Annotated in this window: 26 protein-coding genes; 15 read left to right on the forward strand and 11 right to left on the reverse strand. The window is 58.1% G+C overall.

The features are described from left to right. Positions 1-100: 100 nt before the first annotated feature. The 5 genes from thrS (at position 101) to G3256_RS13465 (ending at position 4818) form a co-directional block, all read left to right on the forward strand. Positions 101-2059 (forward strand): threonine--tRNA ligase, encoded by a 1959-nt coding sequence (gene thrS / locus G3256_RS13445; protein WP_169641308.1) that lies wholly within the window; start codon positions 101-103, stop codon positions 2057-2059. 205 nt (positions 2060-2264) lie between these two features. After that, positions 2265-2570 carry a BufA1 family periplasmic bufferin-type metallophore gene (locus G3256_RS13450; RefSeq protein WP_169641309.1) on the forward strand — a complete coding sequence of 102 codons (306 nt, stop codon included), beginning with the start codon at positions 2265-2267 and terminating at the stop codon, positions 2568-2570. A 96-nt stretch (positions 2571-2666) separates the two neighbouring features. Next, entirely contained in the window at positions 2667-3521 is an 855-nt protein-coding gene (gene bufB / locus G3256_RS13455) for an MNIO family bufferin maturase (RefSeq protein ID WP_169641310.1), read from the forward strand. Then, the gene (locus tag G3256_RS13460) at positions 3518-4276 is read left to right on the forward strand and encodes an HvfC/BufC N-terminal domain-containing protein (protein ID WP_169641311.1); all 759 of its coding nucleotides are present in this window, start codon (positions 3518-3520) and stop codon (positions 4274-4276) included. Before bufB ends, G3256_RS13460 begins: the two co-directional genes overlap by 4 nt. Further along, positions 4273-4818: a DoxX family protein gene (locus G3256_RS13465; RefSeq protein ID WP_169641312.1), complete on the forward strand. Its 546-nt coding sequence runs from the start codon at positions 4273-4275 to the stop codon at positions 4816-4818. Before G3256_RS13460 ends, G3256_RS13465 begins: the two co-directional genes overlap by 4 nt. A 5-nt stretch (positions 4819-4823) precedes the next feature. Here G3256_RS13465 and G3256_RS13470 read toward each other — a convergent pair whose 3' ends face one another. Next, positions 4824-5141 (reverse strand): ArsC/Spx/MgsR family protein, encoded by a 318-nt coding sequence (locus G3256_RS13470; protein ID WP_169641313.1) that lies wholly within the window; start codon positions 5139-5141, stop codon positions 4824-4826. Between the two features lie 194 nt (positions 5142-5335). Between G3256_RS13470 and G3256_RS13475 the strand changes: the two genes are divergently transcribed. Continuing rightward, positions 5336-5542: a cold-shock protein gene (locus tag G3256_RS13475; protein WP_169641314.1), complete on the forward strand. Its 207-nt coding sequence runs from the start codon at positions 5336-5338 to the stop codon at positions 5540-5542. A 91-nt stretch (positions 5543-5633) separates the two neighbouring features. Here G3256_RS13475 and G3256_RS13480 read toward each other — a convergent pair whose 3' ends face one another. Genes G3256_RS13480 through G3256_RS13490 form a run of 3 tightly spaced genes read right to left on the reverse strand, consistent with a single transcriptional unit; the run spans position 5634 to position 8198 of the window. Beyond that, positions 5634-6857, reverse strand: a complete 1224-nt coding sequence (locus tag G3256_RS13480; protein ID WP_246227613.1) for a cytochrome P450 — start codon at positions 6855-6857, stop codon at positions 5634-5636. A gap of 14 nt (positions 6858-6871) precedes the next feature. Further along, positions 6872-7372, reverse strand: coding sequence for a dihydrofolate reductase (locus tag G3256_RS13485; protein WP_169641315.1), 501 nt, complete (start codon positions 7370-7372; stop codon positions 6872-6874). A 1-nt stretch (position 7373) separates the two neighbouring features. Continuing rightward, a complete protein-coding gene (locus tag G3256_RS13490; RefSeq protein ID WP_169641316.1) occupies positions 7374-8198 on the reverse strand; it encodes a thymidylate synthase in 825 nt (274 codons plus the stop codon). A gap of 212 nt (positions 8199-8410) precedes the next feature. Here G3256_RS13490 and G3256_RS13495 point away from each other — a divergent pair, with 212 nt between their 5' ends. Genes G3256_RS13495 through G3256_RS13505 form a run of 3 tightly spaced genes read left to right on the forward strand, consistent with a single transcriptional unit; the run spans position 8411 to position 10259 of the window. Continuing rightward, positions 8411-8839 carry a VOC family protein gene (locus G3256_RS13495; protein ID WP_169641317.1) on the forward strand — a complete coding sequence of 143 codons (429 nt, stop codon included), beginning with the start codon at positions 8411-8413 and terminating at the stop codon, positions 8837-8839. Beyond that, positions 8836-9540 carry a DUF1194 domain-containing protein gene (locus G3256_RS13500; RefSeq protein ID WP_169641318.1) on the forward strand — a complete coding sequence of 235 codons (705 nt, stop codon included), beginning with the start codon at positions 8836-8838 and terminating at the stop codon, positions 9538-9540. The genes G3256_RS13495 and G3256_RS13500 overlap by 4 nt, the downstream gene beginning before the upstream one ends. Before the next feature lie 5 nt (positions 9541-9545). Further along, on the forward strand, positions 9546-10259 hold the full coding sequence (locus G3256_RS13505; protein WP_169641319.1) for a DUF1194 domain-containing protein: 714 nt from the start codon (positions 9546-9548) through the stop codon (positions 10257-10259). On the opposite strand, the gene G3256_RS13510 is transcribed toward G3256_RS13505, so the two are convergent. The 3 genes from G3256_RS13510 to G3256_RS13520 all read right to left on the reverse strand — a co-directional run bounded on the left by G3256_RS13510 (position 10253) and on the right by G3256_RS13520 (position 11516). After that, complete coding sequence (locus G3256_RS13510) at positions 10253-10765, reverse strand: MarR family winged helix-turn-helix transcriptional regulator (protein ID WP_169641320.1); 513 nt, start codon at positions 10763-10765, stop codon at positions 10253-10255. The genes G3256_RS13505 and G3256_RS13510 overlap by 7 nt on opposite strands. 93 nt (positions 10766-10858) lie before the next feature. Further along, positions 10859-11125 carry a succinate dehydrogenase assembly factor 2 gene (locus tag G3256_RS13515; RefSeq protein ID WP_169641321.1) on the reverse strand — a complete coding sequence of 89 codons (267 nt, stop codon included), beginning with the start codon at positions 11123-11125 and terminating at the stop codon, positions 10859-10861. Continuing rightward, complete coding sequence (locus tag G3256_RS13520) at positions 11109-11516, reverse strand: helix-turn-helix domain-containing protein (RefSeq protein ID WP_169641322.1); 408 nt, start codon at positions 11514-11516, stop codon at positions 11109-11111. The genes G3256_RS13515 and G3256_RS13520 overlap by 17 nt, the downstream gene beginning before the upstream one ends. An 88-nt stretch (positions 11517-11604) precedes the next feature. Here G3256_RS13520 and G3256_RS13525 point away from each other — a divergent pair, with 88 nt between their 5' ends. From G3256_RS13525 to G3256_RS13540, 4 genes are all read left to right on the forward strand, one after another. Then, on the forward strand, positions 11605-12810 hold the full coding sequence (locus tag G3256_RS13525) for a pyridoxal phosphate-dependent aminotransferase (protein WP_169641323.1): 1206 nt from the start codon (positions 11605-11607) through the stop codon (positions 12808-12810). Between the two features lie 10 nt (positions 12811-12820). Further along, complete coding sequence (locus G3256_RS13530; protein ID WP_169641324.1) at positions 12821-13231, forward strand: hypothetical protein; 411 nt, start codon at positions 12821-12823, stop codon at positions 13229-13231. A 288-nt stretch (positions 13232-13519) separates the two neighbouring features. Further along, positions 13520-14674, forward strand: a complete 1155-nt coding sequence (locus tag G3256_RS13535; RefSeq protein ID WP_169641325.1) for an ABC transporter substrate-binding protein — start codon at positions 13520-13522, stop codon at positions 14672-14674. A 98-nt stretch (positions 14675-14772) separates the two neighbouring features. Next, positions 14773-17556: a methyl-accepting chemotaxis protein gene (locus G3256_RS13540; protein WP_169641326.1), complete on the forward strand. Its 2784-nt coding sequence runs from the start codon at positions 14773-14775 to the stop codon at positions 17554-17556. Between the two features lie 110 nt (positions 17557-17666). On the opposite strand, the gene ychF is transcribed toward G3256_RS13540, so the two are convergent. Then, complete coding sequence (ychF, locus tag G3256_RS13545) at positions 17667-18764, reverse strand: redox-regulated ATPase YchF (RefSeq protein WP_169641327.1); 1098 nt, start codon at positions 18762-18764, stop codon at positions 17667-17669. A gap of 59 nt (positions 18765-18823) precedes the next feature. Further along, complete coding sequence (locus tag G3256_RS19240) at positions 18824-19015, reverse strand: hypothetical protein (protein ID WP_169641328.1); 192 nt, start codon at positions 19013-19015, stop codon at positions 18824-18826. Between the two features lie 157 nt (positions 19016-19172). Here G3256_RS19240 and trpA point away from each other — a divergent pair, with 157 nt between their 5' ends. Continuing rightward, the gene (trpA, locus tag G3256_RS13555) at positions 19173-19964 is read left to right on the forward strand and encodes a tryptophan synthase subunit alpha (RefSeq protein ID WP_169641329.1); all 792 of its coding nucleotides are present in this window, start codon (positions 19173-19175) and stop codon (positions 19962-19964) included. On the opposite strand, the gene G3256_RS13560 is transcribed toward trpA, so the two are convergent. Next, positions 19956-20429 carry a MarR family winged helix-turn-helix transcriptional regulator gene (locus G3256_RS13560; RefSeq protein WP_169641330.1) on the reverse strand — a complete coding sequence of 158 codons (474 nt, stop codon included), beginning with the start codon at positions 20427-20429 and terminating at the stop codon, positions 19956-19958. The two genes, trpA and G3256_RS13560, sit on opposite strands and share 9 nt — an antisense overlap. Continuing rightward, positions 20422-21528 carry an Acg family FMN-binding oxidoreductase gene (locus tag G3256_RS13565; protein WP_169641331.1) on the reverse strand — a complete coding sequence of 369 codons (1107 nt, stop codon included), beginning with the start codon at positions 21526-21528 and terminating at the stop codon, positions 20422-20424. The genes G3256_RS13560 and G3256_RS13565 overlap by 8 nt, the downstream gene beginning before the upstream one ends. A gap of 137 nt (positions 21529-21665) precedes the next feature. Between G3256_RS13565 and G3256_RS13570 the strand changes: the two genes are divergently transcribed. After that, complete coding sequence (locus tag G3256_RS13570) at positions 21666-22832, forward strand: alpha-hydroxy acid oxidase (RefSeq protein WP_169641332.1); 1167 nt, start codon at positions 21666-21668, stop codon at positions 22830-22832.

Consider the following 22832-nt stretch of genomic DNA (forward strand, 5'->3'; position numbering starts at 1 on the left):
CCGGCCCTGCTTGACAGCCCCGCCCCCTTGCGGCATCGAGCGGTCAAATAACCCGCAACCGGGCGTCTCGTAGGCGCCAGACCGACGAGGAGTGCCCGCGATGGCCCCGAAAGACGCTGTAGTCTCTCTCACTTTTCCCGATGGCAGTTCAAGACAGTTCGAAGCGGGTGTTACAGCCGGCGACGTTGCTGCGAGCATCTCCACCTCGCTGCGCAAAAAGGCGATCAGCGCGACCGTCGACGGTGCGCATTACGATCTGGCATGGCCGATTGATCAGGACGCCAGCATCGCAATCCACACCATGCAGGATGATGTTCAGGCCAACGAGCTCATACGACATGATCTGGCGCATATCATGGCCCGTGCCGTGCAGGAGATATGGCCCGACACCAAAGTGACCATCGGTCCGGTGATTAAGGACGGCTGGTACTATGATTTTGACCGGGCAGAGCCTTTTACACCCGAAGATCTCGGTCTGATCGAGAAAAAGATGAAGGAAATCATCAACAAGCGCGATCCGGTGACCACCGAAGTCTGGGACCGCGCCCGGGCGATTAAACACTACGAGGATCTGGGCGAGCCTTACAAGGTCGAGCTGATCAACGGGATTCCCGGGGATGAGCCCTTGCGGATGTACTGGCACGGCGACTGGCAGGATCTGTGTCGCGGCCCGCATCTTCAGCATACCGGTCAGGTGCCCGGTGATGCCTTTAAACTGATGTCGATCGCCGGCGCGTACTGGCGCGGCGACAGCGACAGGGCAATGCTGCAACGGATTTACGGCGTGGCCTTCACCGGTAAGGAAAAGCTGCGCGCGCATCTGCATATGCTGGAAGAGGCCGCCAAACGCGATCACCGCAAACTTGGCCGCGAGATGGATCTCTTTCACATGCAGGAAGAGGCCCCGGGCCAGGTTTTCTGGCATCCCAACGGGTGGCAGATCTATACCGAACTGCAGGATTACATGCGCCGCCAGCAGCGAAAAGGCGGCTACGTCGAGGTCAACACACCGCAGGTCGTTGACCGCAAGCTCTGGGAGGCCTCAGGGCACTGGGAGAAATACCAGGAGCATATGTTCATCGTTGAGGTGGACGAAGACCACGCCCGCGAAAAGGCGGTGAATGCGCTCAAGCCGATGAACTGTCCCTGCCATGTGCAGATTTTCAATCAGGGGCTCAAATCCTATCGGGACCTGCCTCTGCGCATGGCCGAATTCGGCTCGTGCAACCGGTATGAGCCTTCGGGCGCGCTGCACGGCATCATGCGCGTGCGCGGGTTTACTCAGGACGACGGACATATTTTCTGCTCCGAAGACCAGATCGAAGCAGAAACAGCCGTCTATATCGACTATCTGTCGACCATTTACCGCGATCTCGGCTTCGAAAAGTTCCGGGTGAAATTCTCGGACCGCCCCGAAAAGCGGTCTGGCTCTGACGCGGTGTGGGACAAGGCCGAAGCGGCCCTGCTTGCTGCGACCCGAAAGGCGGGCATTGAGCCCGAGACGAACCCCGGCGAAGGTGCGTTTTACGGGCCCAAGCTGGAGTTTGTGCTGACTGATGCCATCGGCCGGGACTGGCAGTGCGGCACTCACCAGGTTGATTTCGTGCTGCCTGAGCGGCTGGATGCGACTTATATCGGGGCGGATGGCGGCAAGCACCGGCCGGTGATGCTGCACCGTGCCTGTCTTGGATCTTTCGAGCGTTTCATCGGCATCCTGATCGAAGAGCATGCCGGCAAGCTGCCTTTCTGGCTTGCTCCGCGTCAGGTCGTGGTGGCCTCGATCATCTCGGATGCGAATGATTACGTGGACGAGGTCGTCAGGGATCTGCGCGCCGCAGGGGTGCGCGCCGAGGCCGATACCCGCAACGAAAAGATCAACTACAAGGTCCGCGAGCATTCCGTCGGCAAAGTGCCGGTCATTCTGGCGGTCGGCGCGCGTGAAGTGGAGGAACGCACCGTCACGGTCCGGCGTCTGGGCGAGAAACAGACCACAGTGGAGCCTCTGGAGGCTGTAACAAAGACGCTGTCACGCGACGCGACCCCTCCTGATCTGCTGTAACAATCCGACGCTCCGGCGCAGCACGGGGCCGAAAAACGGGCGGGATTGTAACAATTCCGCCCGTTTTCGCGTGAATTACCCGGCTCCGGCTGACAGCGCACTGACGCCGGTGTGACACACAGGGACGTGAATGGTAAGTTGATCTCACACCATTTAATTTCAGGGATATCACTGCCGTAACGGCACGTAACAAGGGAAAATGACCATGTCCAACACGATGAAAACAGTCGCAATCGCCAGTGCCGTCGCCGCGGCCCTGGTCGGCCAGACAACAACTGTCGCCGAGGCCGCTGCAAAAGAAAAATGCTACGGCGTATCGCTTGCGGGTGCCAATGACTGCGCCGCGGGCCCGGGCACAACATGCGCCGGCACCTCGACCGTTGACTACCAGGGCAACGCATGGACGCTGGTTGACGCCGGTACCTGCGCAGAGATTGAACTGCCAGAAATGGCCGACGGTACACCCCGCGAAGGCTCGCTCGAAGAGCTTGAGCGCGATCTGCCGGCATAACCGGCCACCTTGTGAAATCCGGCCGGGCGGTTATCCATCGCCCGGCCGGGAAACCCTGAATACCCCCGGCTGAGGCTTCAGACTTCGGAGTGCCGCATGCTTGATACCTCTGGGCGATATGACCACCTGCCGGATGCTCCGGGCGTTGGCTATAAACCGCAACATTTCCCGGATCTGATGCGCGACCCGGGGCCGGTTTCCTGGCTGGAAATCCATGCTGAGAATTACATGGGGGATGGCGGACGCCCGCTGGCGCAACTGCGCGCCCTGTCGGGAAAATTTGCAGTTTCCGTACACGGTGTCGGCCTGAGCATCGGTGGCGAGGCCCGTCCCGACCCTGAGCATCTGGCGCGGCTGAAATATCTGACAGGCTGGCTGAAACCCGCGAGCTTTTCAGAGCACCTCGCATGGTCGACGCACGGGGCGGAATTTATGAACGATCTGCTCCCCCTGCCCTATACCGGTGCGACGCTGGCGCGCGTGGCCGCTCATATCGACGAGGTGCAGTCCGCCCTGGGGTACCGCATGCTGCTGGAAAACCCGTCAAGCTATCTGGCATTTGCCGAAAGCACCTGGTCGGAAACCGATTTTCTGAAAGAACTGGTGCAGCGTACTGGCTGCGGGCTGCTGCTGGACATCAATAACGTCTTTATCTCGGCGACGAACCTCGGCTACTCGCCCCAGAGCTATATTGATGCCTTCCCACTGGACGCTGTGGGTGAAATGCACGTGGGAGGGCACGATGAAGACGAGGATGATTGCGGCGCCCTGCTGCTGATCGACAGTCATGCAAAGCCGGTGGTCGATCCCGTGTGGGCGCTGTTGCGCCACACGCTTGCATCATCGGGGCCAAAGCCGGTGCTGGTGGAATGGGATAACGACGTGCCCGAATGGCCGGTGCTGCGCGATGAGGCGCTACGCGCATCCGACATTCTGCAGCCCGCAGAATGACCGTCTCCGAGGCACAGTTTCACGCGGCGCTGTTTAATCCTGAGGCGCCGGTGCCCGCGGGGCTCGTATCTGCGACCGGTGCGCCGGCAGGCGCGCGGTATTCGATCTATCGCAACAATGTCACTGTGTCGCTCCGTGACGCGCTTGCCACGGCATTCCCGCTCGTCGCAAAACTTCTGGGACCGGAAAACTTTGCTGGTCTTTCAAAGCTCTATGTCCGTCAGCATCCGCCGACCTCACAGCTGATGATGTTTTATGGCGCTGAATTCCCCCGGTTTCTGGACGGGCTTCCGTCGCTTGCGCATCTGGGCTACCTGCCCGACTGCGCTCGGCTGGATCTGGCACTGCGGCAATCCTATCACGCGGCAGATGTGGTGCCACTTGATCCGGTGGAGCTGCAGATTGATCCGGACCTGCTGGCCGGTCTGCGCCTGGCACCCGCGCCGGCCACGCGGGTGCTGCGCTCATCATGGCCTCTGTTTGATCTGTGGCGCTACAACACTGAACCCGATGCGCCCAAACCGCGCGCCGTGGCGCAGGATGTGCTGATCACCCGGCCGGAATATGACCCGGTGCCAGTGCTGCTTTTCCCCGGCGCCGCGGTCTGGTTTGAGGCACTTGCCCGCGGCATGACACTCGGAGAGGCCCATGACTCGGCCCTCGGTGACTCCGCCGGTTTCGACCTCTCAGGGGCTCTTGCGACAGCCCTGCAAAGTAAGTCGCTCAGCACTCTCAAAAAGGACGAAACCCTATGATTTCCCTGTACAATGCCATCTTTGACAGGTTATCGCGCGCAGACTGGCTGCTTTCGACGCTGGCGCGGCTGATCTTCGCGGGAACGCTGCTGGTTTACTTCTGGGTTTCGGGCATGACCAAGCTCGGAGAAGGATTTGCCGGACTCTTTTCACCCTCAGTCGGCGCATATGCTCAGATATTTCCCAAAGCAATGGAGGCCGTGACATATGATGTCACACAGCTTTCACCGTTTCACACAGCGGTTGTGCTGGCCGGAACATGGGCGGAGTTTATCCTGCCGGCTCTGATCGTGCTGGGCCTGCTGACCAGACTGTCCGCCCTCGGTATGATAGGCTTCATCATTGTGCAGTCGCTGACCGATCTTTATGGCCACGGCGGGATCGCACACAGTGAAACGCTGGGGGCGTGGTTCGACAGAATACCCGACGGGGTCATTCTCGACCAGCGCGCGTTCTGGGTGTTTCTGCTTCTGGTGCTTGTGGTCAAGGGCGCGGGGCCCCTGTCTCTCGACAATGCGCTGCGGCGCGCGCCACAGCCCTGAGCGGATCAGGCCACGCCCAGGGCTGTCTGAACATCACGGGTCCATCCAAGGTACATCGTGTCACCATCGGTGATCAGCGGACGCTTCATCACTGCCGGGTGTGCCTGCAGCAAACTGAGCGGGCCTGCATCTTTCTGCAGGTCGCTCAGGCCCCTCCACGTGGCGGACCGCGTGTTGAGCAGCGCATCGCCAAAGCGCGCATGGGCTGCTTTGAGCACGTTTTCAGGCACACCGCCCGCCCGGACGTCCACAAACTCAGCATCAGGAAGTAATTTCAGCGCCTTACGGCAGGTATCGCAGTTTTTCAGCCCGTAGAGATGCATAATAATTCCTCACTCCTGGAATAACATAGACGTGAATCAGAGAGGTTTCTGCCCGTTTTCCTTGATTTTTAGCTGCAAAAGGCAATCTCTGAAAGTACCGGGCATGCGAATTTCCGAAGTTTCGTGCCCTGAATGAAGGATGCAGTGCCGCGCATGCAGCCTGCAAAAGTTAAGTAAAAGGAGGCACGGAAAACATGCCTACTGGCACCGTGAAATGGTTTAACACCACCAAGGGCTATGGGTTCATAGCACCTGAAGGCGGCGGATCGGACGTTTTTGTCCATATTTCCGCCGTTGAAAGATCGGGGCTTACCGGCCTCGCTGACGACCAGAAAGTGAGCTTTGAGCTTACCGAGGGCCGCGATGGCAGACAGATGGCGAGCGACCTGAAGCTGCTCTGACCCGTCCGCCGGCCCGGTCCCGCACCGGAAAAACCGGTCATCCTGAACGACATGGCTGCGCGCAGATGTTACGTGCGCGGCCTGGTATCTTTCAGCGCTCGGACAGATCCGCACGGAGCTCCGTAAATCCGTGAAACCGGATACGACCCCCTGGCACGCGCCTTGTTACTGCAAAGCGGGGAAATCTCTCCAGAAAACGTACAAGCGCGATGCGCGCTTCCAGCCGTGCCAGCGTCAGCCCGATACAGACATGCGGGCCCGCCGCGAATGCAAGGTGTCTGTTGGGGGAGCGGGTCATGTCGAACCGCCCGGGCGCCTTGAACACCTCCGGATCCCGGTTCGCCGCACCAATACACAGATGAAGGTTGGCGCCGGCCGGTATGCTCTGTCCGCCGAAACTGACGGCTTTGGTGGTCTGGCGGTTGCCGAACTGATTTGGCGAGCGGAACCGCAGCACCTCCTCGACAAACCCGTCGATCCGGTCCGGTGCCGCCCGCAGATCGTGGCGCGCACTTTCATCATCGCACAGCAGCGCCAGACCGTTTCCAATCAGATTGGTGGTGGTTTCATGCCCGGCATTCAGGATAAAAATACAGTTCTGCACCAATTCTTCTTCGCTCAGAAGCCCGTCTGTTTCGCCGGCAATCAGGCGGGTCAGCACGTCGGTCTGCGGATCGCCGGGTGTCTGCCGCCGACGGGCGATCAGGTCTTTCAGGAAGGCGCTGAATTCTGTGACGGCAGCGTTCCCAGAAGCTTGCTGTTCCGTGGAAGTGACAGGCTCCAGCGCGCCCAGTATCGCAAGTGACCAGTCCCGCAACGGGCTACGCTCTGATGGCGGAATGTCCAGCAGATTGCCGATAACTTCGATCGGAATGCGGGCTGCGAAATCACTGATCAGGTCCGGGCGGACGGGCAGTTCCCCGAGCAGGCGATGCACGGACGTCTCCAGCCCCGGCTCCATCCGGGCAATCGCTTTGGGCGCGAGTGCCGACGACATGATCCGGCGGACCCGGCTGTGCAGCGGCGGGTCATTAAACACAAGGCTCGTGGTATGGTGGCGGTAAAGAGCCGAGTCCTCGCCAAACCTGGGTCCGAATACTGATTTTTTATCAGAGATATAAAGCGATGTATCCCGGTAGATCACTGACAGATCCGCGTGCCCCGAAATCACATATGAACCGTCCGGTTGCGGGCAGACGCGCGCACTGGCCAGCAGGTCGTCGTACACCGGAAACGGATCCGTGGCGAACCCGGGAGGAGGATCAGCAAGGTTAACCATGCGCAGGGCAGCAGTGAATACGGTACTGACCCGCATGATTGATCATGTCGTCAGAACCCGCGGTCTGCGCCTGACGCGGCGCGGACCAGTTCGCGCACCTGACAGGCGGGGCTGTCCGTGCGAAGATCGAAACGCCTGAGCTCTGTCCAGTCTGACGCGTCGAACGCCGGAAAGAATGCATCGGCTTCGCCAATGGCGGTATCGACCTCAGTGATCACCATCCTGTCGGCCAGAGGCATCAGCCCCGCATAAACCGCCTCGCCGCCTACCCCGTAAATCCGGGTGTAGCCCGCGTCATAGCAATCCTGAATCGCTGTCCGGAGATCCTGGCGCACCATATCGGCCAGGCTGTTATCGCGCGAAATCACACAGTTCAGCCGGCGCGGCAGCGGCCTTACCGGCAGGCTTTGCCATGTTCTGCGTCCCATGATCAGCGCGCCGCCAAGGGTTTCGCGCTGAAACAGCCTGAGATCCTCCGGCACGTTCCACGGAATTTCATTGTCTTTGCCGATTGCGCCGTTGCGCGCGCGGGCGACCACAAGTGTCAGCATTTCAGACGGCGACCGGGGCTTTGATTGCCGGAAGCGGGTCATAATTCAGAAACTCGAAATCTTCGTAACGGAAGTCAAAAACCGAAGATACGTCACGGGTCAGACGGAGCTCAGGCAGGGGCTGAAGATCGCGTGCCAGCTGTGTCTGCACCTGCTCCATATGATTGGAATAGATATGCGCATCGCCCATAGTGTGCACGAAATCGCCCGGCTCATAGCCCGTGACATGCGCAAGCATTACCTGCAAAAGCGCATATGAGGCGATGTTGAACGGCACGCCCAGAAACATGTCGGCGGACCGCTGGTACAGCTGAAGATGAAGCTTGCCGCCGATGATCCGCACCTGCCAGAGCGTGTGACAGGGCGGCAGCGCCATTCTGTCCACCTCACCCGGATTCCACGCAGATACGATGAGCCGGCGGCTGTCCGGTGTGTCGCGGATGGCGCGGATGAGGGCTTCGATCTGATCCACCTCGCCGATCAGCACCCGGGCCTCGGTATCATCTGTCCTGGTGATTTTGGGGAAATGCCGCCACTGGTGCCCATAAACAGGACCGAGGTCGCCATTTTCATCAGCCCATTCATCCCAGATCGAGACGCCGTTTTCCTTCAGATAGCGGATATTCGTATCGCCTGACAAAAACCATAAAAGCTCGTGCACGATGGAGCGGAGATGCAGCTTTTTCGTGGTAACGAGGGGAAATCCGTCGCTGAGCGGATAACGGCACTGCAAACCGAAGTACGACGTTGTTCCGGTGCCGGTCCTGTCCGTGGAAACGGTGCCTTTCTCAAGAACGGTGCGCAGCGCGTCATGGTATTGTTGCAAGGTCAGTCTCCCCGGTTGCCGACGCAGTCACAGACTCGTTCTGTCACCAGACATATCCGCAAAGAAACGACGGCGCAAAGCGATGACTGCACAGGCGGGACCGGAAACAGCAGCACCGGGGCCAGGCCCTCACGAAACGGTGCGCCCGGGTGGTAACCCCGCCCGGGCATGCTAGGATTACACACAAACCTCAGGAATACAGGAGTAACAGCGTGAGCCTTAAATATCTGCACACAATGGTCCGGGTCAAAGACCTCGACGCGTCGGTTGAATTCTACAAGCTGCTCGGGCTGGTAGAGACGCGGCGCTATGATAACGAAAAGGGGCGGTTTACGCTTTTGTTCATGGCGCCTCCCGGTCAGGAAGAGTGCCCCGTTGAGCTGACTTATAACTGGGATGGCGACGACGCCCTGCCCGATGACAGCCGCCATTTCGGGCATCTGGCCTATCGCGTGGGCAACATTTACGAAATGTGCCAGACACTTATGGACGCCGGTGTAACCATCAACCGTCCGCCGCGCGACGGACACATGGCGTTTGTCCGGTCACCCGATAACATTTCCATTGAGCTCCTGCAGGAAGGCGATGATCTGCCACCTGCCGAACCCTGGTCCAGCATGGAAAACACCGGGCATTGGTGATCCGGCAGGCCTGCATTGCGGTTTTTCTGTCAGCCGGGAGTGTCGCGGCTGACGGGTGCCGGCTGGCTCTTGTTCTGGCGCTTGATGTCTCAAGCTCGGTTGATGCCGGGGAAGACGCCCTGCAGCGGGGCGGTCTGGTTTCCGCGCTGACAGCGCCGGAAGTGTCTGCTGCATTCTTTGCAAACAGTCTGCCTGTGTCGCTTGCGGTGTTTGAGTGGTCGGGGCGCTACAATCAGGAGCTGATCCTCGACTGGACTCTGATCGACAGCCCGGCGGCGCTCGAACGCGTGGCCGGGATCGTTGCGCGGTCGGAGAGAAGCCATAACGATTTTCCTACCGCGATGGGATATGCACTGGGATATGGCGCAGGGCTGCTGGAGCGGGCGCCGCACTGTCTGTACAAGACCATTGATATCTCAGGGGACGGGCAGAACAACGAAGGCTTCAGCCCGCGTCAGGCTTATGCCGCATTTCCGTTTGACGACGTCACGGTGAACGGGCTGGTGGTCAATGGTGCAGATTATGAAGCCGAGACCGGGCTGATCGCCTTTTACAGAAGCCAGGTCATCTATGGCGCCGGTGCGTTCGTGGAGATTGCTCAGGGGTTTGAGGATTATGAACGTGCAATGCGCCGCAAACTTGAGCGTGAACTGACCCCGCCGGTCATCGGAGCTGCGCCCGGTATGCCGCCGAAAGGATGACAGGGATGCGTGCCGCGATCATTGCAGCCGCCCTGTCATGCGGCCTCGCGCAGGGCGCAACAGCGCAGTGCCGGCAGGCACTGGCGCTCGGGCTCGATGTATCGGGGTCGGTGGACCTGCGGGAATACCGGTTGCAGCTGGACGGGCTGGTTGCAGCGCTCAATGACCCTGCGGTTATGCAGGTCCTTCTGGCGCAGCCCGGCGCGCCCGTGTCCCTGCTTGTTTATGAATGGAGCGGGCCGGACGACCAGGTGGTGCTGGTGCCATGGACCGCGATAACCGATCACGATGACCTTCGTGATATCAGCCTTACCCTTGCGCAGGCGGAACGTCGGGTAACTACGCCGGGAACAGCCCTCGGCACAGCCATGCAGTTTGGCGCAACCGTTCTGGCAGTCCAGAGCCGCTGCTGGAAGCGAACGCTTGATATCTCCGGAGACGGCAAATCCAATCAGGGTCCGCGACCGCGGGACGTAAGGGATAAAGTCGCAACCGGCGACATAACGATAAACGGGCTTGTGATCGGTGCGGATGCGCCCGCCTACGGAGACAGGCGTCAGTCAGATATCGGCGAGCTCTCCTCCTATTTCAGGGCAGAGGTGATCGCCGGGCCGGAGGCTTTTGTGCAGACTGCCCTCGGGTTTGAGGATTATCAGGCCGCCATGACGCAGAAACTTCTCAGGGAGCTCAGCGTGCTGGCCATCGGCGCGCTTCAGTAAATGTAGCGGATCTGATCAGACCAGTAGCGTTCCATGCGTTTCAGCGAACGGGTGATGTCGTCGATACCTGTCGGTCCAAGCACGCCTTTGTCTTCAAGGCCTTCCGCGTGACGCGCGAAAAGGGCTGCCACGACATCGCGGATTTTGCATCCTTTGTCGGTGAGCTTCACGCGCACGGACCGGCGGTCAATTTCGCAGCGCTGATGGTGCATAAAGCCCATATCCACAAGCTTTTTCAGGTTATAGCTGACGTTGCTGCCCTGATAATAACCGCGGCTCTTCAGCTCACCGGCGGTAACTTCATGGTCGCCGATGTTGAACAGCAACAGCGCCTGAACCGCGTTGATCTCAAGCACGCCGACACGTTCGAACTCATCTTTGATAACATCCAGAAGCAGCCGGTGCAGCCGCTCGACAAGCGACAGGGCCTCAAGGTAGTTCACCATAAAGCCTTGTGTCTGCCCCGACGCGGCAAGCGGTGCCGGGATCTGATCCTGAATACTCATAAACACGCTCCGATTCATTTTGTGTGATCAGAAAATGAGTCGGAAAGGCCAATATTTCGTTAAAAATCCGGAAAAACTGCGTGCTTTGCGTTTTCAGGACCTGACCTGAGGCAGCTGGTCCGCGATCCCGGAGATCATTTCAGAGTAGGTATCCGGTGTTTCAACCTGCCCGGTAACCCATTGATAAAGATCATGATCATTCTCGCTGAGCATAGCATCATAGAGGGCCAGATCGGCGTCACTCATGGCGTCGAGATTCGCTTCTGCAAAGCGCTGCAGGATCAGGTCCATCTCCTTGATGCCGCGGCGCATCGACCGCATTTTGAGGCGCCGGATCTTATGGTCACGCGGCTCCGTCATGAACCTCAGCCATCAGCGTCAGACGCAGTTTCTTCTCAAGTCGGCCAAGCTGCTCAACCCGCGCCGACATGTCCGCCCTGATTTCCCGGATCTCGTTGAGCAGTTCGTGTGAAGATGACGGCAGGTCCGCCTCACCCGCTGGCGCTTCAAGACCGGCGCCCTCGCCATTGATCAGCCACATGATAGAGACATTCAGCAGCCCCGCCATCATCGACAAACGATTCGCGCGCGGCTCGCTCAGGTCATCTTCCCAGGCGCGCAGCGATGCCACTTTGACCCCCAGACGGCGCGCCAGTTCACTCTGGCTCATACCGGCCGTCTCCCGTGCCGCTGCTACTCTGTCGCCAAAAGTAGCCGTCTCGGGCCCGTACCAGTCGTGAACGTCATCCATTCTGAAATCTCCTTTGTACCGATCCCGCTTGATCGGGGCGGGGTCCCCCCCTATGAATGCGCCTCAGTCCTATCAACCGGAGGCTGCTATGGAATTGCTTTCTGCGACACTTGCTCGTGTCAAACCGTCCCCCACAATCGCTGTGACCACAAAAGCCGCCGAGCTCAAAGCCGCCGGACGGGATGTGATCGGTCTTGGCGCAGGCGAGCCGGATTTCGACACACCGCAGAACATCAAAGACGCGGCAATCGCAGCGATCAACTCCGGTAAAACCAAATATACCGCCGTCGACGGAATTCCAGAGCTGAAACAGGCGATCTGCGATAAACTCAGACGCGATAACGGTCTCACCTACACCCCTTCCCAGGTCAGTGTGGGCACGGGTGGTAAACAAATCCTTTACAATGCACTGATGGCAACACTCAACCCCGGCGAAGAGGTTGTGATCCCCGCGCCCTACTGGGTGAGCTATCCGGATATGGTACTGCTGGCCGGTGGTGAGCCGGTCATCGCGACCGCCACGCTGGAGCAGGATTTCAAACTGACCCCCGAAGCGCTTGAAGCTGCGATTACGCCAAGGACCAAATGGTTTATTTTTAACTCACCCAGTAACCCGACCGGTGCGGGGTATGACCGGGAAGAGCTCAAAGCGCTGACCGATGTGCTGATGCGTCATCCGCATGTCTGGGTGATGACTGACGATATGTACGAGCATCTGGCCTATGATGATTTTAAGTTCTGCACACCGGCAGAGGTGGAGCCCGACCTTTATGACAGGACGCTGACGGTGAACGGCGTGTCCAAGGCCTATGCGATGACCGGCTGGCGGATCGGATATGCCGCGGGTCCTGAGAAGCTCATCGGCGCCATGCGCAAAATCCAGTCGCAGAGCACGTCAAATCCGTGCTCTGTCAGCCAGTGGGCCGCGGTCGAAGCGCTGAATGGCCCACAGGAGTATATCGCATCGAACAATGAGATGTTTGTGCGCCGCCGCAATCTGGTGGTTGAGATGCTGAGTGCCATCGACGGGGTAACCTGCCCGAAGCCAGAAGGTGCATTTTACGTCTATCCCTCGATTGCCGGTCTGATCGGCAAAACCTCGGACGGTGGCGCAAAGATCGCTGACGACGAAGCCTTTGCAGGCGCCCTTCTGGAAGAAGCCGGTGTTGCCGTCGTTTTTGGTGCAGCCTTTGGCCTGAGTCCCAATTTCCGGGTGAGCTATGCGACCTCGGACGCAGCGCTGAAAGAGGCCTGCACACGCATCCAGACCTTCTGTGAAGGCTTGACGGACTGAGGAGCGAGGCATGAGCGGCGACCTGCCAGAATACTACTTCCGGGTGCGCGAGAACGGTGCAGCAGTCTTTCGGGTCGATACCGGCAACCGCCAGCGCCGCATTGATATGGACCAGATCGCCGTCGCCAACATCCGCAACGGTGAGATCCGCCCGCAGGGCAACCGTGAGCTTTCCGAGGGCGATCTCGACCAAATCAGATCGTGGATGGCAGAGCGTCGCGATATTCTTGCCGCTCGGGATCTCGATGATATCCGCAGAGCGATCGACCACCTGAACCTGACGGCCCAGTGGGCACAGTCAAAGGCGGAACCCGAAGAGCTCGAGGCCATAACCGATGAGCTTTTACTGGCCATGCACGACCTGCGTTCGGTTCTGGTGCGCAAAAAAGCTGACCGCCTGCAGGAACAGTCAGACGGGTGAGACAGACCGCTCTTAAGTGCGTCATCCGTCGTCGCGTGACTGCGAAATACAGACATTACGATCTTTCTGCAGGACGGCATACCCTTTTGCGCGCTGTCCTGCCGCACTCAGATCGACCTTTAACCCACTGAATTATAGAAGGTTTCTGATTTCTCACCAGACTAACCTGGCGACATCCGGCAATGCCCATGGTCAGATGCACCTCAGCGACCCCTGAGACGTTAAATCTTTTTTCAAGACTGACGGGCTAACAGGGTGCAGTTTCAACAGTATCCGGGATTCTCACAAATGTTCAGTTTAACGCGTATGTCAGCTTTCGCTGCAGCCCTTGTTGTGGCCGGCCCTCTCGCCGCCGGGCAGGGCGTCACAGACGATACCATCAATCTCGCCCAGGTCGCGGCCATGGACGGCCCCGCCGGCGCGCTGGGGACCGGCATGCGCCAGGGCATGATGGCTGCCTTTGAAGAAGCCAACCGTGCCGGTGGCATCAACGGACGTATGATTTCGCTGACCAGCATTGATGACGGTTATGAGCCGGACCGCTCGATTACCGAAACGAGATCAGTCATCGGCAGCGGTAACTATCTGGCACTCGTCGGGCCCGTTGGCACGCCGACGACCAAAGCCACTCAGCCGATTGCCACCGAAGCAGGGATGCCCATGATCGCGCCTTTTACAGGTGCCGGATTTCTGCGTGCGCCTGAATTGTCAAACGTCGTCAATGTCCGCGCCACCTATGACGCAGAGACGCAGGCGTGGATTGATCATCTGGTCGATGTCGAAGGCCTGACCGACATCGCTATTCTTTATCAGGATGACGGTTTTGGCCGTGTCGGCCTGTCAGGTGTGACTAAGGCACTGGAAGCGCGGGGCATGTCTCTGGTTGCTGAAGGCAGCTATACCCGTAATACCGTCGCTGTAAAATCGGCGCTTCTTGAAATCCGCAAGGCTAAACCGCAGGCCGTTGTCATGGTCGGAGCTTATAAGCCGCTGGCAGAATTCGTAAAACTTTCGCGCAAGATGAAAATGGATGTGACCTTTGTGACGATCTCTTTCGTCGGCTCAAAGGCACTGGCGGCCGAACTGGGTGCGGATGGTGACGGCGTGATCATCAGTCAGGTAGTCCCCCAGCCCTGGGACAGTAACCTGCCTGTAGTCGCAGAATACCAGGCCGCTCTGACAGCCCTCGACGGCACAGCCGAACCGGGCTTTGTTTCGCTTGAAGGTTATGTTGCCGGTCGCCTGACGGTCGAAGGTTTGCGCAAAGCCGGTCGGGATCTCACCCGGGAGTCCTTCATGGCAGCGATGAGTTCTCTTGGGACCGTGGACATGGGTGGAATGGTTATGACGTTCGGCCCGGGTGACAATCAGGGTTCTGACGACGTCTTTCTCACGCGCATTGAGGCGGACGGCTCGTTCACCGCAATGCGCCCCGGCAGCTGACAAGAACTATCTCCGGGTGCCCGCTGAACTGCGGGCACCTGAACAGCTTTACCGACTGAAGCGGTCAGAGCGTCAGAACAGATTTAACTGAGGTCAAAATGCGCAGCACTCTTTCAGATTTTTTTGGTTCGGTTCTGGTCAGACTGCTTCTGATTTTCGGTTCACTGGCTGCGATGACGGCGGCGGCAATCGTGATCGGCTGGATGGTGTTTCAGTCTATTGCGACGAACATGGCTGTTCTGTCAGAAGAACGCCTGCCCGAACTGCGTGACAGCGCCGGGGTCGTCTCGGTAACTGACCGGCTGCGTGCTGTTCTGTCCGATATTCTGATCGCGTCTGAGCCAGAAGATCTGGATAAGCTTGCGTTCAAAACGTCGCTCATCCTCGAAGACATCCGAACAGCGGCAGAGGCCTTCGGGTCCGAGCAGCAGACTGCGCTGACAGGCAGGATCGACAGGGTTGCAGCGGCGCTTAAAACGCTCACGGTCGCGCGGGGGGAAGAATTCCGCAGTGCCGAAGGGGTCGCCACCGCTGTGCAATCCGCGCTGGAACTGGCAAATGAAGCGACGGCACTTCTGACCACTGCAACTGATGACGCCTATTTTGACCTGGTGATCGGAGGGGAAAATACGATCAGCAGCATCGACGCCACTCTGACGCAACTCATTGAGAAAGACTTTGTGATTTTTCAGGCAGCTCTGGGCGCACGTTCAGAAGTTAATCTGTTGTCCGGTATTGCGCTGAGTATCCTCCAGACGCGCGACGCAGCCATGATGACCATTCTGCAGGATCTGGGAAGTGCCGCATCAGAGCGCCTGAGCATCTTTGCCGCACAGATTGACGACGCCGGTACCATGCCGGAACTTACCGGAACACTGACGGCGTCCAATGATTTTTTCAGCAATATAATTAAATCTCGCGGGCGTGGTGTTGGAACCGCTGAGACCCTGTCGCAACGTCAGAGTGTGGATGCTGCACTTTCGTCGGCCCTCGACAGTCTTTACTTCGATTTTGTGATTAACAGCGAGTCTGCAAAGGAAGAAAATGCGTCAGCGATACAAGCGCTGATGGACGACCAGGTTACCCAGATCAGGGATCAGGCTGCCGTAGATGCCGCAACCAAGTCATTTTTCGCTGCGGCGATGCAATCAGCACTGGCCAGAGATCCCTATGAACTGAGCCTCAGGGAGGCAGAATTGCAGTCCGCAGGTCAGCGCCTCACAGAAGCTAAATCGAAGGTCAGCCCTGATATTGCAGTACACCTCGATGCTATTCTCTCAGTTGCTGATCCCGGAACCGGTATATCAGCGATTCGTGCATCCGCATTTGATGCGCAAAGAAATGCTGCGGAAGCAACGACCGCCGCCGCCGCGACCGTACGTGACATCGCGGTTGCCGTCAGCGAATTCGCGAGCGCGTCGCAAACGCAGATTGAGCTTGCGGCAGACCGGCTGAACGGTGAAGTTTCCAACGCCCGGAAGCGCATGCAACAGATCGGATTGCTCAGCCTGCTGATTGTACTGGCTGCACCGGTTTTCGTATGGCTTATGGTGACGAGACCTCTGAACCGGGTGACCGTCATTACTGAACGGCTCGCTGCCGGTGACCTTTCAGAAATCGTCGGCACTGATCGTTACAGGGGCGAGATCGGGAAACTGACGAGCGCTCTTCAGGTTTTTCGTGAAGGATCGCTTGAACGTCAGCGGATGCAGGAAGAGGAAAAGGCGCGCCAGACAGAACTGATAGAAGCGGAGCGGGAGTCAGAAAAGCTGAAACGCGACGCGGAGATCGCCGAACAAAAGGCGAAAGAACGGCGCGAGGCAGAAGAGCGCGAACGGGAAGAAAAGGAGCGTGCGCGCGAGGAAAAGCTTCGCCGTGCGACAGAAGAAGAGCGCGAGGCGCGAGCCCAAGAGCAGGAAGTTGTCGTCTCTCAACTCGCGTCCAGCCTCAAAAGCCTCTCCGTCGGAGATCTTACGCACACAATCGCAACCGAATTTCCGGGTGAGTATGAAACCTTGAGGCAGGACTACAATGAAGCGGTGGGCAATCTTGCGGATCTCATCGGACGCATTGGACTGAGCGCTGAAGTGATCGATTCCAGCAGTGCGGAAATTGCCGTCTCGTCTCTGGATCTGTCCCGCCGCACAGAAAACTCTGCCGCAACACTGGAGGAAACTGCTGCGGCCCTCAGTCAGATGACCAGCAGTGTTTCTTCCGCAGCGGAAGGCGCGTCCGATGCGTCTTCAACGGTTGAAGCCGTAAAACGCGATACGGAAGCGAGCCGCACAGTTATGCAGGATGCTGTTTCAGCGATGAGCGAAATCGAAGAATCTTCCCGCGATATTTCCAAGATTGTCGAAGTTATCGATTCAATCGCATTTCAAACCAATCTGCTCGCGCTCAACGCCGGTGTGGAAGCGGCGCGTGCCGGAGAAGCAGGTCGCGGTTTTGCAGTAGTTGCGTCTGAGGTTCGCATACTGGCTCACCGGTGTTCAGAGGCGGCTCTTCAGATCGGCACGCTAATCAGCCAGTCAACCGATCATGTCGAGAAAGGCGTTTCACTGATTGACCAGACCAACCGGGCCCTCTCCGCGATTCTGGAAGGCATAACAAACGTCTCAAAGAATGTCTCCGAAATAGCGGTTTCTGCAAAAGAACAGTCGGGCGGTATCGGGGAGATCAACACAGCCGTCGAACAGCTGGATCAGACAACTCAGCAAAACGCGGCCATGTTTGAAGAAACCACCGCGGCAAGCCAGTCCCTTACTGAAGAAGCCGGAAAACTCGCCCGCATTGTGTCATCCTTCCGAATCGCCGGTGCATCGGACGTACCGGTCGAACCGAAGGACACGGGTGAATTCGATCAGTCCTCTGCCGCCTGATCATCACTAAAAAAAATGTCGGCGCATGATGCCCATAGAAAAACTGTCACATTTCGTAAGACATTAAGAGACCAGCTTGCACAAATGCACGTTGCACTTCGGGCACAGCTTCAGGTGTTGAAGAGAAAATGCAGCACGTCCCCGTCTTTGACGATGTAGGATTTTCCTTCCGACCGCATTTTTCCTGCTTCCTTTGCAGCCGCTTCTCCGCCGTGTGAAACAAACTCTTCGTATGCAACGGTCTCCGCACGAATAAAACCTTTTTCAAAGTCACCGTGGATCACGCCCGCGGCACGGGGCGCCGTCGTGCCTGATCTTATCGTCCAGGCCCGTGCTTCTTTTGGCCCGACAGTAAAGTATGTCTCAAGATGCAGAAGTTCATAACCGGCGCGGATCAACCGGTCGAGGCCGGCTTCGGAGAGTCCCATTTCCTCCAGAAAGAGCGAGGCCTCTTCCGGCTCCAGCTGGCTGATTTCTTCCTCAATGCGGGCAGAGATCACAACGTGAGCATTTCCCTGCTGCGCGGCCAGCTCTGCGACCCGTGCTGACAACGCGTTACCATCAGCTGCATCGTCTTCACCAACGTTACAGACGTAAAGGACCGGTTTCGTGCTCAGCAGTTGCAGCATCCGCCAGGCTTTCGCGTCCTCCTCATCCACCTCCACTACGCGCGCGGGACGCCCGTCTTCAAGAGCTTCAAGAGCTGCTTTCATCAGCCTTTCCTGCTGGACGGCCTCTTTGTCTCCGCCGCGAACTTTGCGCACAATATTTTGCAAACGCTTTTCGATGCTTTCTATATCCGCGAGCATCAGTTCTGTGTCGATAGTTTCGGCATCGGCCACCGGATCAACCCGCCCCTCAACGTGAGTAACATCACCGTCTTCGAAACACCGAAGGACATGCGCAATTGCGTCGACTTCACGAATATTGGCCAGAAACTGGTTTCCCAGGCCTTCTCCCTGCGATGCCCCCTTCACCAGTCCCGCAATATCCACAAAGGTCATACGCGTCGGAATAATCTGCCTGGAATTAGCAATTCCGGCAAGGCGATTAAGCCGCGCGTCTGGCACGGCAACCTCGCCCACGTTGGGTTCTATCGTGCAGAACGGAAAATTCGCGGCCTGCGCCGAGGCTGTCCGCGTCAACGCGTTAAAAAGTGTGGATTTGCCGACATTGGGCAGTCCCACAATTCCCATTTTAAAACCCATGACGCTGTCCTTTTATGATGCCGGTTGCTCTTAGTGCCGGCAGCGGGCCAAGACAAGTGTCAGCGGGATCTGCGGTCTTCGCGGGCATGAAATATTAAAGCCCAGGCAAGCAGTATAAACATCGGGTGCGTCAACCCGCCGGAAAAAAACAGCGCAGGGATCCAGATCAGAAATGTCAGAATCGCAACGATCGGGCGGCCTGTTAACAGGATCGAAAGCGGGGGCAGCAGTATCGCAAGCAAATAATTCATGACGTGAATATAGGGGCTGACCAACGGATTTTAACGGGGAAAAACATGATTTACGCGCACCCCGTGCGGCACAGGAGAAATCGCGCTCTTTGATGCATTGATTTCCGGCCTTTTTTTAGGCATGCCGGCGCAAACATTCTGCGCAAAGGCTGAGACAATGACCCGGATTGACGATACATTCGCAGATCTTGCCCGCGAAGGCCGAAAAGCCTTTGTCGCCTATGTGATGGCCGGGCACCCGGGATATGATCAGTCGCTTGAAATCGTGAAAGGTCTGCCTGGCGCCGGAGTGGACATCATTGAACTCGGCCTGCCGTTCACGGATCCGATGGCTGACGGACCGACCATCCAGCTTGCGGGACAACAGGCGCTTGAGGCCGGCATGACCCTTGAGAAAACGCTCGGCCTTGCACGCGCTTTCCGGGAGACGGACCAGAAAACGCCAATCGTGCTGATGGGGTATTACAATCCGATTTACAGCCGCGGCGTGGAACGCTTTCTGCACGAGGCAAATGACGCCGGCATTGACGGTCTGATCATTGTGGATCTGCCGCCGGAGGAGGATGCTGAACTCTGCCTGCCCGCGCAGGCCGCCGGGTTGAATTTCATCCGCCTGGCGACACCGACAACGGACGACAAACGCCTGCCACGCGTGCTTCAGAACACCTCAGGATTTGTCTATTACGTGTCAATCACCGGCATCACCGGGTCAGCGGAAGCCGAGGCGAAGGATGTAGGCCCTGAGGTTGCGCGGATCCGCGATGAGGGAGGGCTTCCCGTTGTGGTCGGCTTCGGTGTGAATACACCGGAGAAGTCCAGAGCCATCGCAGAAGTTGCCGACGGCGTCGTGGTTGGCTCCGCAATTGTCAGCCGGATTACCGCAGGTGACAGCACCGAGAGCGTGCTCAGCTTTGTCAGATCCCTGACGGATGCTGCGCATTCAGTATGATCCGGAATGCCGCACAGGGTGATTTCTGTCGTCATCGAGAAATATCCGCAGATCTCTGAGCACCGGCAGGACCGCACTCAGACGTGTGACATCAAACCCGCGCTCAAGTCGGTGAAGGTCAGGCGCGAGCGTGGTGACAACATCCGATCGCAGGCTGCGACCTTCCGGGGTGAGCCACACAAGTTTTGATCTTCCGTCGTCCGGATTGGGCCGCACTTCGACCAGGCCGTGCCCTTCGAGCCCTTTGATCGTGTGGGTCATTGAGGTTTTCGGAACCTGAAACGCCCGCGCGATTTCAATTGGCGGGCGTCCGTCACCACGACGGACCAGGTGGCTGATCACTGCAAAATGAGGGGCGATCAGACCTTCAGGCAGCCGCGCTTCGAGCAGGGTGCGGCTGAGCTGTTCGATTATTCCGATCTCATTGAACACCTCAAAGAAGAGCGCGCCGGGGTCGTCAGCCATTCATTAGTTTCGCCTCAAGGGGCCAGCGCGGGGTGCGTGGCGTTCGGGGACCGTAGCCCAGTCGGCCGAGCATTTGAACCGTTTTACCGCCCGTGCTCAGCAAACTGTGTGCCCGGTCATAGTGCGGCTTCATTTCGGCGAATTCCTGAAGGCACTGGCTGACCGGATGCAGGGCGAGCCCGAGCTCGGTGCACTTCAGATTAAGCCGCAACCAGCGACGGCCGGCTTCAATCTGGTCCGCACGGGTGTTGGCCGGAGACGTCAGAGCGGCATAAGCAGGTGTTGCGTGCAGCATTTCACGATAAATTTCAACGCCCTGACGGAACCCTGCGCTCTGCGTGTCGGACTGCACCCGGCGGCTCACCACTCCTGCCAGCATCAGGCTTTCCAGAAACGGGCCGCCGAGATCAATGCCATCCGGGTTCGCGTTAATTTCAGATTTGCCGAACCGCATGAGATCTACCGATTCCTGCAGCGTTCGCGGTGTTTCCGCTTCAGTCATCCACGCCTGCCATGTCAGCGTTTTCAACGCTTCCACCATGCCCGCGTCGGTATAGATATCGGCGTAGAGCTCCAGCTCATTTGCAAAAACCGCGGGCACCGGCGCCGGTTCAAACGGCTCTTTGCAGGAGCGTCGCTGCATGATCTGACCAGCCAGCGGATCAGCCTCTGCCCCACCGGTGAAGACCGCCTGAGCGATCGGGCCCTGATCACCGTCGGGCCAGAGGTTGAGGTCAACGGAATATCCTGCCGCCCCCGCCGCAAGAACCATCTGTTCCAGAAAACAGCCCATGCCGATGATGATCTGGCGGTCATCCGGATCGGTCCGGGGCAACGCCCTGGCAGTGTCGCGCCAGAGCGTGACCGCATCCTTCCCCTCAAGAGCAACGATCCATGGCTGCAGATTGTGTGGGTTCGGTGCAAGCAGCGCGAAGCTGAGCGCATTCAGCCGCGGATCGCCGTAACTTCCGGCAGCCTCCCACGGCGCAAGCGCATCATGCGGCGTCCTGCTCGTCAGAAATCCGGCAGCTGATGCCGTCGCGGCGAGAACCGTTCCACCGCCGATTACGGTCAGAGCTTTTCGTCTTGAAAGTGTCATTTGAAATCCTTTCTGGTGCGATATCGTACGATATATAGTTCAATATCGCACCAAACAAGATCTGCCTTCCGTAAAATGCCAGATTGATCTTTGCTCGCCGAATTGGTAACTAAAATTTACCAAAATGAAGGTTCGTCATGCCTACCATCACCAACATTAATGATCTGAAGCGGATTTATGAACGGCGCGTCCCGCGAATGTTCTTTGATTACACCGAATCGGGAAGCTGGACGGAGCAGACCTTTCGCGAAAACACGAGCGACTTTGAGAAAATCCGGCTGCGCCAGCGCGTCGCCGTCGATATGACAGGCAGGTCCACCACAGGCACCATGATCGGCGAAGAGGTTTCTATGCCCGTTGCACTGGCTCCCGTCGGGATCACCGGGATGCAGCACGCAGATGGTGAGATGAAGGCGGCCTGGGCAGCAGAAAAATTCGGCGTGCCGTTCACCCTGAGCACCATGTCGATTAACTCGATCGAGGATGTGGCGGGGTTCACCAACAAACCGTTCTGGTTTCAGCTTTATATGATGCGCGATACCGACTACATCAGCCGGCTGATCCAGCGTGCGAAAGACGCAAAATGCTCCGCGCTGGTACTGACGCTGGATCTGCAGATCCTGGGCCAGCGGCACAAAGACCTTAAAAACGGACTGTCTGCCCCGCCGAAACTAACCATGAAATCAATCGCAAACCTTGCCACGAAGTGGTCCTGGGGCATCGAGATGATGACCGCCAAACGCCGCGAATTCGGCAATATTGTCGGCCATGTGGACGGCATTTCCGACCCGACATCGCTGAGTGCATGGGCTGCGGAATCCTTTGATCCGTCACTCGACTGGAACAAGGTCGCAAAGCTGAAAGAAGAATGGGGCGGCAAGATCATCATCAAGGGCATTCTTGATGCCGAAGACGCGAAAATGGCTGCCAGAACCGGTGCAGATGCGATCATCGTCTCCAACCACGGTGGCCGCCAGCTTGACGGCGCGCTCAGCTCCATCCGGATGCTGCCATCGATCCTTGATGCCGTTGGCGACAAGGTCGAAGTGCATCTCGATGGCGGAATCCGGTCAGGTCAGGACGTGCTCAAGGCGCTGGCGATGGGGGCAAAAGGCACCTACATCGGGCGTGCTTTCATCTACGGACTCGGTGCGATGGGTCAGAAGGGTGTCACGAAAGCTCTTGAGATCATTCACAAGGAGCTCGACACGACAATGGCGCTTTGTGGTGAGACTAAGGTCGCGGATCTGGGGCGCCATAACCTGCTGATTCCGGAAGACTTCGAAGGGCGTTGGCAGAAGTAA

This window comes from Roseobacter ponti, assembly GCF_012932215.1.
GTDB classification, from domain to species: domain Bacteria; phylum Pseudomonadota; class Alphaproteobacteria; order Rhodobacterales; family Rhodobacteraceae; genus Roseobacter; species Roseobacter ponti.

Excerpts from the sequence above, each read along its gene's own strand:
- G3256_RS13540 (WP_169641326.1), top strand. The coding sequence starts at position 14,773 with ATGCGCAGCACTCTTTCAGATTTTTTTGGTTCGGTTCTGGTCAGACTG.
- thrS (WP_169641308.1), top strand. The coding sequence starts at position 101 with ATGGCCCCGAAAGACGCTGTAGTCTCTCTCACTTTTCCCGATGGCAGT.
- G3256_RS13520 (WP_169641322.1), bottom strand. The coding sequence starts at position 11,516 with ATGGATGACGTTCACGACTGGTACGGGCCCGAGACGGCTACTTTTGGC.
- G3256_RS13480 (WP_246227613.1), bottom strand. The coding sequence starts at position 6,857 with ATGCGGGTCAGTACCGTATTCACTGCTGCCCTGCGCATGGTTAACCTT.
- G3256_RS13475 (WP_169641314.1), top strand. The coding sequence starts at position 5,336 with ATGCCTACTGGCACCGTGAAATGGTTTAACACCACCAAGGGCTATGGG.
- G3256_RS13530 (WP_169641324.1), top strand. The coding sequence starts at position 12,821 with ATGAGCGGCGACCTGCCAGAATACTACTTCCGGGTGCGCGAGAACGGT.
- bufB (WP_169641310.1), top strand. The coding sequence starts at position 2,667 with ATGCTTGATACCTCTGGGCGATATGACCACCTGCCGGATGCTCCGGGC.
- G3256_RS13505 (WP_169641319.1), top strand. The coding sequence starts at position 9,546 with ATGCGTGCCGCGATCATTGCAGCCGCCCTGTCATGCGGCCTCGCGCAG.
- G3256_RS19240 (WP_169641328.1), bottom strand. The coding sequence starts at position 19,015 with ATGAATTATTTGCTTGCGATACTGCTGCCCCCGCTTTCGATCCTGTTA.
- G3256_RS13450 (WP_169641309.1), top strand. The coding sequence starts at position 2,265 with ATGTCCAACACGATGAAAACAGTCGCAATCGCCAGTGCCGTCGCCGCG.
- G3256_RS13560 (WP_169641330.1), bottom strand. The coding sequence starts at position 20,429 with ATGGCTGACGACCCCGGCGCGCTCTTCTTTGAGGTGTTCAATGAGATC.
- G3256_RS13515 (WP_169641321.1), bottom strand. The coding sequence starts at position 11,125 with ATGACGGAGCCGCGTGACCATAAGATCCGGCGCCTCAAAATGCGGTCG.
- G3256_RS13525 (WP_169641323.1), top strand. The coding sequence starts at position 11,605 with ATGGAATTGCTTTCTGCGACACTTGCTCGTGTCAAACCGTCCCCCACA.
- ychF (WP_169641327.1), bottom strand. The coding sequence starts at position 18,764 with ATGGGTTTTAAAATGGGAATTGTGGGACTGCCCAATGTCGGCAAATCC.
- G3256_RS13510 (WP_169641320.1), bottom strand. The coding sequence starts at position 10,765 with ATGAGTATTCAGGATCAGATCCCGGCACCGCTTGCCGCGTCGGGGCAG.
- G3256_RS13465 (WP_169641312.1), top strand. The coding sequence starts at position 4,273 with ATGATTTCCCTGTACAATGCCATCTTTGACAGGTTATCGCGCGCAGAC.
- G3256_RS13460 (WP_169641311.1), top strand. The coding sequence starts at position 3,518 with ATGACCGTCTCCGAGGCACAGTTTCACGCGGCGCTGTTTAATCCTGAG.
- G3256_RS13565 (WP_169641331.1), bottom strand. The coding sequence starts at position 21,528 with ATGACACTTTCAAGACGAAAAGCTCTGACCGTAATCGGCGGTGGAACG.
- G3256_RS13485 (WP_169641315.1), bottom strand. The coding sequence starts at position 7,372 with ATGCTGACACTTGTGGTCGCCCGCGCGCGCAACGGCGCAATCGGCAAA.
- G3256_RS13535 (WP_169641325.1), top strand. The coding sequence starts at position 13,520 with ATGTTCAGTTTAACGCGTATGTCAGCTTTCGCTGCAGCCCTTGTTGTG.
- G3256_RS13570 (WP_169641332.1), top strand. The coding sequence starts at position 21,666 with ATGCCTACCATCACCAACATTAATGATCTGAAGCGGATTTATGAACGG.
- trpA (WP_169641329.1), top strand. The coding sequence starts at position 19,173 with ATGACCCGGATTGACGATACATTCGCAGATCTTGCCCGCGAAGGCCGA.
- G3256_RS13470 (WP_169641313.1), bottom strand. The coding sequence starts at position 5,141 with ATGCATCTCTACGGGCTGAAAAACTGCGATACCTGCCGTAAGGCGCTG.